12 protein-coding genes are annotated in these 12,469 nt (G+C 67.5%); 3 read left to right on the top strand and 9 right to left on the bottom strand.

Translation table 11 applies throughout. From position 1 onward, the window contains the following. The first annotated feature begins 37 nt into the window (after positions 1-37). Complete coding sequence (locus E1261_RS37030; protein WP_132414408.1) at positions 38-466, top strand: hypothetical protein; 429 nt, start codon at positions 38-40, stop codon at positions 464-466. Between the two features lie 446 nt (positions 467-912). On the opposite strand, the gene E1261_RS46135 is transcribed toward E1261_RS37030, so the two are convergent. From E1261_RS46135 to E1261_RS36985, 9 genes are all read right to left on the bottom strand, one after another. Then, the gene (locus E1261_RS46135; protein ID WP_202875364.1) at positions 913-2,049 is read right to left on the bottom strand and encodes a hypothetical protein; all 1,137 of its coding nucleotides are present in this window, start codon (positions 2,047-2,049) and stop codon (positions 913-915) included. A 168-nt stretch (positions 2,050-2,217) separates the two neighbouring features. Beyond that, a complete protein-coding gene (locus E1261_RS37020) occupies positions 2,218-3,156 on the bottom strand; it encodes a 4-(cytidine 5'-diphospho)-2-C-methyl-D-erythritol kinase (RefSeq protein WP_132414407.1) in 939 nt (312 codons plus the stop codon). A gap of 11 nt (positions 3,157-3,167) precedes the next feature. Next, complete coding sequence (gene rsmA / locus E1261_RS37015) at positions 3,168-4,058, bottom strand: 16S rRNA (adenine(1518)-N(6)/adenine(1519)-N(6))-dimethyltransferase RsmA (protein WP_132414406.1); 891 nt, start codon at positions 4,056-4,058, stop codon at positions 3,168-3,170. Positions 4,059-4,075: 17 nt separating this feature from the next. Further along, positions 4,076-5,185 carry a resuscitation-promoting factor gene (locus tag E1261_RS46980; RefSeq protein ID WP_132414405.1) on the bottom strand — a complete coding sequence of 370 codons (1,110 nt, stop codon included), beginning with the start codon at positions 5,183-5,185 and terminating at the stop codon, positions 4,076-4,078. 216 nt (positions 5,186-5,401) lie between these two features. Then, positions 5,402-6,016 (bottom strand): nitroreductase family protein, encoded by a 615-nt coding sequence (locus E1261_RS37005; protein ID WP_132414404.1) that lies wholly within the window; start codon positions 6,014-6,016, stop codon positions 5,402-5,404. After that, complete coding sequence (locus E1261_RS37000) at positions 6,017-6,931, bottom strand: TatD family hydrolase (protein ID WP_132414403.1); 915 nt, start codon at positions 6,929-6,931, stop codon at positions 6,017-6,019. It abuts the gene before it with no gap. A gap of 5 nt (positions 6,932-6,936) precedes the next feature. After that, positions 6,937-7,356: an SRPBCC domain-containing protein gene (locus E1261_RS36995; protein WP_132414402.1), complete on the bottom strand. Its 420-nt coding sequence runs from the start codon at positions 7,354-7,356 to the stop codon at positions 6,937-6,939. Between the two features lie 24 nt (positions 7,357-7,380). Then, entirely contained in the window at positions 7,381-9,135 is a 1,755-nt protein-coding gene (gene metG / locus E1261_RS36990) for a methionine--tRNA ligase (protein WP_132414401.1), read from the bottom strand. 42 nt (positions 9,136-9,177) lie between these two features. Next, positions 9,178-10,089: an NADP-dependent oxidoreductase gene (locus E1261_RS36985; protein ID WP_132414400.1), complete on the bottom strand. Its 912-nt coding sequence runs from the start codon at positions 10,087-10,089 to the stop codon at positions 9,178-9,180. A gap of 145 nt (positions 10,090-10,234) precedes the next feature. On the opposite strand from E1261_RS36985, the gene E1261_RS46635 reads away from it, so the two are divergent. Further along, on the top strand, positions 10,235-11,476 hold the full coding sequence (locus E1261_RS46635; RefSeq protein ID WP_165952769.1) for a helix-turn-helix transcriptional regulator: 1,242 nt from the start codon (positions 10,235-10,237) through the stop codon (positions 11,474-11,476). Between the two features lie 14 nt (positions 11,477-11,490). Then, positions 11,491-12,435: an RNA polymerase sigma-70 factor gene (locus E1261_RS36975; protein ID WP_132414398.1), complete on the top strand. Its 945-nt coding sequence runs from the start codon at positions 11,491-11,493 to the stop codon at positions 12,433-12,435. Positions 12,436-12,469 lie beyond the last annotated feature (34 nt).

The following is a 12,469-nucleotide window of genomic DNA, read 5'->3' as shown; positions in this document are numbered from 1 at the left end:
CACTGGGAGTCCTTGCCTACGAGGGGAAATCACTATCATGCGCGTTCGTTCTCAGTTGGTTCGTCGGGTTGCTGCCACTGCTGCCGGGCTTGGTCTTGCGGCCGGTGCGGTGGTCGGGATCGTCGGCGCCACGGCCGCCAACGCCGAGACCAAGAGCACCACGGTCACCGCCTCCACCGCCGCGGTCAAGAAGACCGTCACCATCGACGGCAGCGACTGGATCGTGCCGGCCGGGTCCAAGGTCCGCTACTTCGGCAAGACCACCGGTATCGCCAAGAACACCAAGGTTCAGGTCCAGCGCCTCGAGGGCAAGAAGTGGGTCAACTTCCCCGCGACCACCAAGGTCACCTCGAAGGGCACCTACTCGGTCTACGTGCAGACCTCCCGCGTCGGCAAGCACCAGTTCCGCGTAGCAGTCGCCGGCCTCGTCACCAAGCAGCAGCACCTCGAGATCACCAAGAAGTGACCCCACCCGCAGCGCCCGAGTCCCCCACGGACTTCGGGCGCTGTTCGCGTTACGGGCACAACCACGCCGTGTACCCAGCTCTCCGCCAACACCTTCGCCAGCAACAGATCCGGAGACCCAGTCAGGTACGGCGTCTCCTCCGGATCACGAACCGTGGCAGTCACCGGCGCGCCGAGCAACCCCCACGGGTGAATCGCATTCCCCAGCAGCCCATCCAGCCGCAGGTCGGCGTACTCAGCCTCCCACCACACCGCGACCGTCCGCTGCCAGAGCGAGCCTGCCGCGGCCGCCCGCCACTGAACCCAGTGTTCGAATCGGCGTCGAGTGGAAGGACCTTGCTGCTGGACAACGTTTGCCAGCGGCACGGTGCGTACAGTCGAGTGCTGTCAGCAGAGTGGATCCACTCGCGGTGCGGCCGGCGCGACTGGATCACCTGGGTCCGCGGTTCAGGCTCGCCAGGCGCCGAGCATTGTTTCGTAGCGCCGGACGTAGCTGACGTCGCTAGGCGCAGCGAGGTGGTTGGTGATGCCGGTCTGTACGGCGGGCCAACGGAGGTCGTGCATCAAGTAGGAGATGAGCTCGGTAGTACCGGCATGCACGGGGTTGAGGAGTGCGATGAGCTCGGACTCGAACCGCGGACGGTGGGCGGGATGTTGGTGGATAAGACGGAGGACGCGCTCCATCCCCGTTTCGAGGACCGCCTCGTCGACCAGGGTTTCGGTGCTGGTTTGCCGGATCGTTCTGACAAGTGCACGAAGGGCAGTCAGTGGGTCTCGGCGGGCAGCCTGTACAGCGGTCAAGCGCTGGGTTGCTGTGGATCTGACGCGGTTCGTGCGGGCGTGGGTGGCCAGCGCCTCGAGGACGGTGGGCTCGAAGGTCGCGATGACCACTCGGCGTTGGAGCCAGTCGGTCCAGGTGCGGAGACCGTCGATGACCGCATGGTGCGGGACGGTCTCGAACGGCTCGAGGGTCTCGAGGTCCGCGAGCCGTTGGGTGGGCAGTGCGCGGTGCTCCGGAGCTAGAAGGTCCACCCAGGTGGCGCGGTCGTTCGGGTGATTCTCCATGGCAGCCAGGACGACGCAGACAGCGAGGCTCGGATCAGGCTCTGAGCGGATTGCCTGACGAAGCGATTCCAGGTCGTCTCCGAAGATGGCCTTCTGATAGATCCGCCAGCGAACATGCTCGTCCGAGACGTCCGCCGCGGGCATGCCTGCGAATTCCGCCAACCTTCCCCAGGGGCCCGGCGGATCGTCGTCGCACTTGACCAGGACGCTTTCGTACGAGCCGTCTTTCACGAGGTCGCGGACGGCGGCGACGATCGAATCGAGGCCCGGTTCACGGACGATGAGGTCGTCGACTCCCGCGAAGTACGAGCCTTCGCCGGTGGTACGTCGGCGGTCCAGGAGGCGGCGTACTTCGTCGACGGTGAGGATCGTCGCGGCCCAGGTGCCTTTGCCGGGGACCTCGAGGAAGGCATCGATGTTGCAGACCTGGTCGAGGGGTTCGCCGGGGTCGAGGAGCAGGCGGAGGACGAAGGCCGGGTCGGTGAAGACGTGGTACGGCGGCTCTTCGGTCCAGCCCATGGTCAACTACCTCCGTTCAGGTTGCGACGGCAAAGTCGTCTGCGATCTGCTCATTGAGCTCCGGGGAATCCCAGTTGTCGGACCAGTCGATGCGGCCGGCGAGTGACCCTCGTCCGGTGCGCCGAGGGCGGTTCGCCTCGTGAACGTTGTCCTGCACAGGAATGGCCGCTACCGGGTGACTGAGGTGGGGAGGATTCGGGCGCCGGGGACGGGGGCTTCGGCTTGGCGGACCATGCGGCAGAGGCCGGATTCGGCTAGTTCTACGGCTAGGTCTACGGCGGAGCGGGAGTCTGCGGCGAGGAAGAGGCAGGTGGGGCCGGAGCCGGAGATCATGGCGGCCAGGGCGCCTTGGTCGAGGCCGAACTGGAGGGTGTCGCCGAGTTCGGGGCGGAGGGAGAGGGCTGCTGCCTGGAGGTCGTTGCTGAGGGCAATGGCGAGGGCTTCGGGGCGGCCGGAGAGGAGGGCGGACATGAGTTCGGGGCGGACCTGGGGTGGTTCGACGCGGCGGATCGGGCGGAGGCGGTCGAGCTCGGCATAGACCGCGGGGGTGGACAGGCCGCCGTCGGCGATCGCGAAGACCCAGTGGAAGACGCCGCGGGACATCACTTCGGTGACCTGCTCGCCTCGGCCGCGGCCGAGGGCGGTGTGGCCGACGAGGCAGAACGGTACGTCGCTGCCCAGCTCGGCCGCGAGTCCTTGCAGTTCGGTCTGGGACAGCTGCAGGCCCCACAGGCGGTTGCAGGCCACCAAGGTCGCCGCGGCATCGGTCGAGCCGCCGGCCATGCCGCCCGCGACCGGGATGGTCTTGCGGATGGTCAGTTCGACACCTTCTTCGACGTCGTACTCCGCCTGCAGCAGGCGCGCCGCCCGGACCGCGAGGTTGGTGTCGTCGGTCGGCACCTCGTCCGCGAAGTCACCGTTGATCTCGACCGAGATCGCGGGGTCGTCCTCCCGCAGTACGGCGGTCACGTCGTCGTACAGCGCCACGGCCTGGTAGACCGTGGCCACCGGGTGGAAGCCGTCCGGCAACGGCGGACCGACCGACAGACCCAGGTTGATCTTGGCCGGCGCCCGCACCGTGACCTCAGCAGAAGGTGGCACGGGCACAGGCTAGTGCCTCAGGCAGGCGAGACGGAGTGACGTGCGCCGGCCAGGGCGGCGAACTCGGCGATTCCGAGCATCTCGCCACGCAGGCCCGGGTCGATGCCTGTGATGCGGAACACCTCGTCGAGCTGGGCGCGGTCGGGCAGCCAGCGGGCCAGCGCCGAGCGGACCGTCTTGCGGCGCTGCGAGAAGGCTCCCTCGATCACCGCGAACACCTCTTCCCGCGACGCAATCGTCTCCGGGGGCTCACGGCGCGCGAAGGCGACCAGCCCGGAGTCGACGTTCGGGGCGGGCCAGAACACGTTCCGCCCGACCGGACCCGCGCGCCGCACTTCGGCGTACCAGGCTGCCTTTGCGGACGGTACGCCGTACGTGCGCGAACCGGGCGGGGCCGCGAGCCGGTCGGCGACCTCGGACTGGACCATCACCAGCCCGTGCCGCAGCGACGGTGAGACCTGCAGGAGGTGCAACAGGACCGGTACGGCGACGTTGTACGGAAGGTTGGCCACGCAAGCCGTCGGCGAACCGATCTCGGCCGGGGTGACCGTCATCGCGTCCGCCTCGACCACGGTGAAGGCAGCAGCTTGATCGGGCGCGTACGTCGCGATGGTCGACGGCAGCGCGGTTGCGAGCACCGGGTCGATCTCGACCGCGGTCACCCGGTGGCCCTCGGCAAGTAATGCCAGCGTCAGCGACCCGAGCCCCGGCCCGACCTCCAGCACGGTCTCGCCGTCGGCGGACAGGTCAGCGGCCCGAACGATCCGGCGGACGGTGTTCGGGTCGATGACGAAGTTCTGGCCGCGCTGCTTGGTCGGGCGGACGCCGAGCGCGGCGGCCAGTGAACGCACTTCCGCCGGACCGAGGAGTCTCGGTCCGGCGGAAGTGGATGAATCAGACGAGGTCACCTCGTCAGTGTTGCAGCTCAGGCCCGCTTGCCGCAGACCGGCCAGTCGGCGTAGCTACCGCGCGCCGCGCGAACCTTCTCGGCGATCGCGATCTGCTGAGCCTTGCTCGCCAGGTGCGCGTTGGCCGCGTAGGTCCGGCCACCGTAGGCGGCCCAGGTGCCGCTGCTGAACTGCAGACCACCGTAGTAACCGTTACCGGTGTTCGAGGCCCAGTTACCACCGGACTCGCACTCCGCGATCCGGTCCCAGACGCCGGTGTTACCGCTGGGGGGCGGCTCCGGAGCCTCAGGCTTCGGCTTGGTACCGACCGTGACCTGCTCGTCGACGGCCTCGGTGAGCACCTTGCTGGTCACGACCTTGGTGGCGCTGAGCTTGCCGTCCAGGTACGTGTACAGGTAGGTGACGCTCTTCGAACCGGCCTTGCCCGGCGCGGTGACCTTCTTGGTGCCTTCGGTCAGCGTGGCGGACTCGGTCTTGTCACTGCCATAGGCGATCTTCTCGCTCTTGGTGACCCGCTTGAGGTCGACCTTGACGAAGCCGATCGTGTTCACACCCGACTTGAGCACCGTGGCCGGTGCCGGGGTGATCTTGTCGTCCTTGTCCCACGCGATCTTGGCGGCGGTCAGGGCCTCACCGACGGTCGTTACCATCAGCTTCGAGGTCGCTGCCTTGCCCTGCCGGACGATCGACACGGTCTTCGGGGTCTTGACGACCAGGTCCAGTCCCTCGCGCCCGATCGGCGCGCTGCGGCTGGTGGAGAAGAACGCCGAGCTGTCGTATCGCAGACCCAGATCGGCGAGTGCCTCGGTGACGGTGTCGGCCGTGGTCCAGAAGGCCTTCTTGACGCCGTCGGCGTTCACGGTCAGCTGGCGGCCGTACTGCACCGCGATCTCCTGGCCGTCCTGCAGCTTCGTGTTCATCGCCGGGGCAACCACGTCGTGGTCACCGACCTGAACTTTCTCGGCCTTGAGGGCGTCGGAGACGGTGGAGCCGAAGGTGTGGACCTTCTGCACCTGGCCGTCGATGGAGAGAGTGACCGTCTTGCTCTTCGCGGCGTAGGCGACAGAGCCACCGATAACGGCGAACGCTGCTGTCGCGCCGACTGCCGCGATGATGGACTTACGCACTAAAGCTCCCAGGTAGGGCTACCCGGGCACGAGGTGGGACAGCACAGGCACCGGCAGCGATGTCCGGACTGGAGGTCCGGCTACCACGGTCGACGCCGAGGGGCGTGCTGTCCGGCATCTTCCCCGATCCCGGCCAACATCACGGGACCATAACGAAGAAGTCGCGGTAACGCCAATCCTCTGGTCGGCGAGTCGCAAAAAGGTGTAATGGAGCCACTACACCCCGTGATTCCCCCACTGCCCCCGATGCACCACTTCGGCCGTCGTACGGCGCCCTCTTCTCAGCGATGGCGACCGCTTGTCCGGGGCCCGGTAGCCGACCGACATCAGGCCGATCAGGTCGAAGCCGGCAGGCACGCCGAACTCGGCCAGCAAGGCCGGCACAGTCTCGGCCGGAGGCCCGAAAAAGCATGCTCCCAAGCCTTCGTCGACCACTGTCTGCAGCATCAGGAGTGACGCCATGCCGGTGTCGACATACCAGTACGGCGCCGTCCAGCGGGCCTCGTCGCGGTCCGTCCAGCCCTTGTCGGATTCGGTGTACCGATCGAGGTACGCGTCCTTGTGCGCGAAGGCCAGAATCAGCAGCGGCGCTCGGCGCAGCCCTGTGATCCATTCCACATACTTCGGATCCGGGTCCTTGGCCGTGATGTTCCAGTACCGATCACGGTCGGCACCCTCCAAAGTCAGGAACGCCCAGCCCTGGGTGAACCCGCCGGAAGGGGCCCTGAGACCGTTTTCCAGGATCCGCTCGCGGATTTCGTCCGGGACCGGCCGGTCGGCGTCGTAGTTCCGCACCATCCGGCGCCGCCGGACCACCTCACTGAACTCCATCTACCAGGTCCCTCCGAACGCCCGATCGGCGTTCTTGTTGAGCGCATCGCACAACTCGGCGACCGAGATGTTCAGGGTGCCGGCCATCTTCCGGACCGTGTGCGGGATCAGGTACGACGCGTTCGGCTGCCCGCGGTGCGGAGACGGCGTCAGGTACGGCGCGTCGGTCTCGACCAGCACGTGGTCGAGCGGTGTCACGGCGAGCGCGTTGCGCAGCGAGTTGGCGTTCTTGAAGGTGACGACCCCGGCGAAACTCAGGAACGCGCCGCGGTTGACACACTCCCGCGCGAACTCGGTGTCACCCGAAAAACAGTGCATGACAAGGCGATCCGGGACACCTTCGCGGTCCAGGATCTTGAGGATGTCGTCGTGCGCGTCGCGGTCGTGGATCATCAACGTCTTGCCGAGCCGCTTGGCCATTTCGATGTGCGCGGCAAACGATTCGTGCTGTGCGGCGCGACCGTCCTCGCCGGTCCGGAAGTAGTCGAGACCGGTCTCACCGATCACCCGGACCTTCGGTGAACTCTGGGCGAGCCGCTCGATCTCGGCGAGCGCGCTGTCGAGCTCACCGGCCGCCTTCAGCTTCGGCGCCTCGTTCGGATGCAGCGAGACACCGGCGATCAGATTCGGATATTGCGTCGCCGCCTCGACCGCCCACGCCGAGCCCGGCAGATCGCAACCGACCTGCACGATCCGCGTGACACCCACCGAGGCGGCGAGCTTGATCGCCTCGGCCGGGCTCAACCAGGCCCCGTCCTCACCATCGGCGATGTCCAGATGGCAGTGCGCGTCGACCACGCTCATCGGCAGCGGATCCGGCACCGCCGGCCTGGTCCGGTCCCGCGATCGCCCGTCCTCACTGACCGCCGCGCGCTCCCGCGTCGGCCGTTCGACCTCCACACCATCTGCACCCATGCGGCCTAGATTACTTCGGCAGCGCTCTTCACTTTGCCGAGCAGTGTGGTCCACATGCCAGTCGAGTGCTCAGCCTCTTCTGGGCTCCCGTTGTTGTCCTGGGTCAACGTCAGATGGGTCGATCCATCCAGCGTCCAGGTCAGCGTGTGGTAGTTCTCCGGTACGTCGTCCTGTCCGGTCAGCGGGCTGAAGTGGGTGAACCGCAGCAGCCGCCCGGGGTCGACCTCGAGGACCTCCCCCTTGTCCTGGAACGGCTTCCCTTCCCACTCGCCGGTCCAGGTGATCGGGCTACCGACCACCCAGTCCGTCTCCACCTCCGCCCCGAACCACAGCTCCTTCAGCTGCTCCGGATCGGTCAGTACCGCCCAGACCCGCTCCGGAGTCGCCTCGATGTCGATCTCAGCTCGTGCCAGATAGTCAGTCATGCCTCGACCGTACGACTGAATCTGTCAGTCGCGCTTGTACAAACGCGCCAATTCCTCCTCGACGATCTCCGGGCCGAGCTTGCTGAAGATCGGGGTCGGCGGGGCGACCGGCGTACCGGGGACGACCGGCACCGAGGCCCACCGGGGCTGGTCGGTGTAGTCGCCGGTGATGATCGGGTACGCCGGTCCGCCGTCGAGGTCGTCGACCTCCTGAATCTCGGGGCTGGGGGCGAAGACGCCGGTACCACCGAGTGTGGCGTGGACCTGCTGGGTCGAGTGCGGAAGGAAGGGAGCGAGGAGGCGGTTCGTATCGGCCACCACCTGCGCCGCGACGTGCAGGATCGTGCCCCGGCGATCGAGGTCCGACTCCTTCCAGGGCGCCTGCTGGGAGAGGTACTGATTCGCGTCGGCAGCGTTGCCCATCGCCGTACCGAGTGCCTGCTTGACGCGATGCTGCCGGAGCAGATCGCCGACCGCACCGAACGCTTGGTTGCTCTTGGCAATCAACTCCTGGTCGGCGACGGTCAGCTCCCCCGCGGCCGGGATCGCGCCGAAGTTGCGGTTGATCATCGAGGCCGTCCGGTTCACCAGGTTGCCCCAGGTGCCGACCAGCTCGTCGTTGTTCCGGCGGACGAACTCGGACCAGGTGAAGTCGGTGTCCTGCGTCTCGGGCCCGGCGACCGACAGGAAGTAGCGCAACGGATCCGGCCCGTACCGCGCCAGCACATCGCGGACGTAGATCACCACCGAGCGCGACGACGAGAACTTCCGCCCCTCCTGCGTGAGGAACTCGCTGCTGACCACCTCGGTCGGCAGGTTCAGTACGCCGTACGGGCCCGGGGCCGCGTTGTGCGCGAGCAGCTCGGCCGGCCAGATCTGGGCGTGGAAGGTGATGTTGTCCTTACCCATGAAGTAGTACGACTCGGCGGAAGGATCGCACCACCAGCGCCGCCAGGCCTCCGGATCGCCGGTACGGCGGGCCCACTCGATGCTGGCCGACAGGTACCCGATGACCGCGTCGAACCAGACGTACAGGCGCTTGCCGTCCCAGCCCGGCAGCGGCACCGGGATACCCCAGTCGATGTCGCGGGTCATCGCGCGCGGCTTCACGTCATCCAGCAGATTGAGGGCGAACTTGAGGACGTTCGGCCGCCAACCGGACCGGGTCTGCAGCCAGCCGCCGAGCTGGTCGGCGAGTGCGGGCAGGTCGAGGAAGAGGTGCTCGGTCTCGACGAACAGCGGGGTCTCACCGTTGATCCGGCTCCGCGGGTTGCGCAGATCGATCGCATCCAGCTGGTTCCCACAGTTGTCACACTGGTCGCCCCGGGCGCCGTCGTACCCGCAGATCGGGCAGGTGCCCTCGATATAGCGGTCCGGCAGCGTCCGTCCGGTGGACGGCGAGATGGCGCCCTGCGTGGTCCGCGGGACGAGATATCCGTTGCGGTTAACGACTTTGAAGAGTTCCTGGGCGACGGCGTAGTGGTTGCGGGTGGTGGTCCGGGTGAACAGGTCGTACGACAACCCCAGTCCCTGCAGGTCCTCGACGATCACTCGGTTGTACCGATCCGCCAGCTCGCGCGGGCTCACGCCTTCCTGCTCGGCCTGCACGAGGATCGGCGTACCGTGCTCATCGGTTCCGGACACCATCAGTACGTCGTGACCGGCCATCCGCGAGTACCGGCTGAACACGTCGGAGGGCACACCGAACCCGGAGACATGGCCGATATGCCGGGGGCCGTCGGCATACGGCCAGGCAACAGCAGACAGAACATTGGTCATGCGGCTGACTGTAGGGACACAGTCAGCCGCGGGACCACAGAATTACGGCTGGATGATGAGCTTGCCCTGGGGGTGGCCGTCTTCGCTGACTTGCTGGGCCTTGGCGGCGTCGGCCAGGCCGAAGGTGTCGGCGATGCGGACGGTGAGCGTGCCGGCGGCGGCCGCTGCGAGGTGAGCCTCGAGACCGGCGCGAGCTGCTTCCGGGGTCGTGGTGCCGCCCGCGGATGCCTGGACACCGAGCTCACCGGCGGTGAAGTCGGCGATCGTGATGACGCGCTCGAGTCCTCCGATGAGCTCGATCGACTCCTTGAGACCGCCCTTGCCCGCGGTGTCGAAGGCCGCGTCGATCCCCTGCGGTGCCGCTGCGCGGACGCGGTCGACCAGACCGTCGCCGTACTCGACCGGCGTTGCGCCAATCGACCGCAGGAAGTCGTGGTTGCGCGGCGAGGCCGTACCTACGACCGTCAGACCGGCAGCGACAGCCAGTTGTACGGCGATCGAGCCCACGGCCCCGGCGGCGCCGTGGATCAGGATGGTCTCGCCGGACTTCACACCGAGCTCGTCGAGCACCCGCTGCGAGGTCTCACCGGCCACCGGCAGACCGACGGCCTGCTCCCAGCTGACCCCCTCGGGCTTCCGGGCCGCGTTGCCCACGAGCGCATATTCGGCGTACGCACCGGAGGCGGACCAACCGGTCACCTCGTCGCCGACCGCGAAGTCAGCGCCCTCGCCGACCTCGTCGACCACACCGGCGACCTCCACACCCGGTGTCGCCGGGAAGGTCACGTCGAACATCCCCTGCATGAAACCGCGGCGGATCTTGTGGTCCATCGGGTTCACACCGGCCGCCCGGACCTTGACCCGAACCTGGCCTGGTCCTGCCTGCGGCTCCGGTACGTCGCGCACCGTCAGTACCTCGGGACCGCCGAACTCCTCGAACACGACCGCTTGCATGATGCCTGCCCTCCAGAAGATTTGCTTGATGCTTCAATTGAATGCTCTACCGTCACCGGATATTCCCGACTGGCCGAACGGACAGTTGCGCACTGGCCGAAGGACGGGGTCGGGTGGACACATCAACCGACGTACTCTGAAAGACATGCACGAGGTACTCACGGCCGCGACGCAGATCCTCGACGGGCCGCCGGAAGAGCTGCTGCACAAGCTGTCGGAGTCGCTCGCCGACGTGATCCCGCACCGAGCGGTGGCGCAGTTGGCCAGTCAGTGCGCGACCACGCCGGTCTACGCGTACGGCGAACCGTCGCTGGCCCGGGCGATCACTGGCGCCGAGCTGGCCGGTCTCCTCGGAACTGTGACCGCGGGCCGCCCGTGGCGCGGCGTACTGACGATCAACGGCTCGGAGCACCACGCCCTCGCCGTGGCCAGCGACCGTGCACCCCGCGGGTCACTCCTGCTCTTCCTCCAGTACGACGCCGCTCCGCCCGAGGTCGACGCGTTCATCCAGCCGTTGTGGGACCTCGTCACGACCCACATGTACCGGCTGACCCAGCGGGGCGAGCCGAGCGCGACAGCGCAGTCCCGAGCCGTCGCCGCGGCACGGTTCGAGGTGGCCGCGGAGCTGGGTGAGGCACACGCAGCCACGCTCGCCACGCTCCTCGGCGTACTGCGGAACCAGCGGGTCGATGACGCAACCGCTCGGACGAACGCGGTTGAGCTCGCGCTGAATGCGCTGGCTGAGCTGCGGGCGGACACCCGGCAGGATCAGCGGTACCACGGTGAGGAATCGGCCAGCAGGGCGTTCGACCGGCTCGCGGATTCACTCCAGGGTCTGCTGCGCCACACCACCGTCGAGCTCGAACTCGAAGCTCCTGGCAACGACAAGCTCATCCCCGGCGCCCTCGCGCATTCCGCCCGGGTGGCAGTCCGCTCGGTGGTCCTGGCGATGCTAACTCAGGACGCCGTACGGCGGATCCGCGTCGGCTGGCAGTGGAACGGCACCGACCTGCACGCCACCGTCCGCGACGACGGTCCGGGCGAGTTGAACGGCGTACTGGTTCTAGGTCAGCTCTCCGAACGACTTCGCTTGGGCGACGGCCAGCTGGATCTGGAAGCAGTCCCCGGTTGGGGTCTGACCGCTCGGATCATCCTCAAAGCCGGTGCCACGCCGCACCCCGTCGAGGACCCGCTGGCCGCGCTGGGCACCCGCGAACTGGAGGTCCTCGAACGCATTGCCGAGGGCTCGCGCAACCGGTCCATCGCCGACGAGCTCCACATCAGCGAGTCGACCGTGAAATTCCACGTCGCCAACATCCTCACCAAACTCGACGTCACCAGCCGGACCCAGGCGGCCGCGCTCTACCACGCGACGGCGGTTGCCTGACTAGTCTTGTGCAGGTGTCCCTGACAGTCAGCGATGTCGACCGCTTCGAGGCCTCCAGACCACGGCTGGGCGCTATCGCCTACCGCATGCTCGGTTCCGCCACTGAGGCGGAGGACGCCGTACAGGAAGTGTTCCTGCGCTGGCAGGCCGCCGACCGGGACCGGATCGAGGTCCCCGAGGCGTGGCTGACGAAGGCGCTCACCAACCTCTGCCTCAACCAGCTCACCTCCGCCCGCGCCCGGCGCGAGACGTACGTCGGCCAGTGGCTGCCGGAACCGCTACTCGCCGGCGACCCGATGCTCGGCCCGCTCGAAACCGCCGAACAGCGTGACTCCGTCTCGATCGCCGTACTCGTCCTGATGGAGCGCCTGACGCCGAACGAGCGAGCGGTCTACGTACTGCGCGAGGCCTTCAGCTACTCGCATCGCGAGATCGCCGCGATCCTCGACATGACCGAGACCGCCTGCCAGCAGACCTTCCACCGCGCCAAACAACACGTCGCCGACGGCAAATCCCGCACCGAGGTCGACCAGGCCACCGCCCGCCGAATCGTCGAAGAGTTCCTCGCCGCCGCCACCAGCGGCCACACCGAACCCCTGGTCAAGCTCCTGACCGGCGATGCGATCGCCCTCGGCGACGGCGGCGGCAAGGTCCCCGCCCGCGCCAGCGCCTTCGTCGGCGCCAAGGCCGTGGCAACGTTCCTGCGCGGCCTGTTCAAACCCGCCGAGATCAAGCGCTCCTACATCGGCGGCAGCCCCGACGTCTACGCCGACGTCGCCAACGGCGAACCGTCCATCGTGATCGTCGTCGACAACCGGGTGGTCGGCATCATCCACCTGGAACACACCCCCGACGGCATCACGGCAGTCCGCTCAGCCGTAAACCCCGACAAACTCGAGCGCGCCACCACCCACTGGAACACCACCCCCCACGGCACCCCGCTCATCCAAGCCTGGTAGCCGCCCCCGCCGTACCGAAGAACGGGTACTGGTC

This window comes from Kribbella albertanoniae, assembly GCF_004348455.1.
Taxonomy (GTDB): Bacteria; Actinomycetota; Actinomycetes; order Propionibacteriales; family Kribbellaceae; genus Kribbella; species Kribbella albertanoniae.
The sequence above is the reverse complement of the archived record's forward strand: the minus strand, read 5'-3'. Positions and strand labels throughout refer to the sequence as shown.

Excerpts from the sequence above, each read along its gene's own strand:
- E1261_RS37030 (WP_132414408.1), top strand. The coding sequence starts at position 38 with ATGCGCGTTCGTTCTCAGTTGGTTCGTCGGGTTGCTGCCACTGCTGCC.
- E1261_RS36995 (WP_132414402.1), bottom strand. The coding sequence starts at position 7,356 with ATGACTGACTATCTGGCACGAGCTGAGATCGACATCGAGGCGACTCCG.
- E1261_RS37000 (WP_132414403.1), bottom strand. The coding sequence starts at position 6,931 with ATGGGTGCAGATGGTGTGGAGGTCGAACGGCCGACGCGGGAGCGCGCG.
- E1261_RS46135 (WP_202875364.1), bottom strand. The coding sequence starts at position 2,049 with ATGGGCTGGACCGAAGAGCCGCCGTACCACGTCTTCACCGACCCGGCC.
- E1261_RS46635 (WP_165952769.1), top strand. The coding sequence starts at position 10,235 with ATGCACGAGGTACTCACGGCCGCGACGCAGATCCTCGACGGGCCGCCG.
- E1261_RS37005 (WP_132414404.1), bottom strand. The coding sequence starts at position 6,016 with ATGGAGTTCAGTGAGGTGGTCCGGCGGCGCCGGATGGTGCGGAACTAC.
- metG (WP_132414401.1), bottom strand. The coding sequence starts at position 9,135 with ATGACCAATGTTCTGTCTGCTGTTGCCTGGCCGTATGCCGACGGCCCC.
- E1261_RS36985 (WP_132414400.1), bottom strand. The coding sequence starts at position 10,089 with ATGCAAGCGGTCGTGTTCGAGGAGTTCGGCGGTCCCGAGGTACTGACG.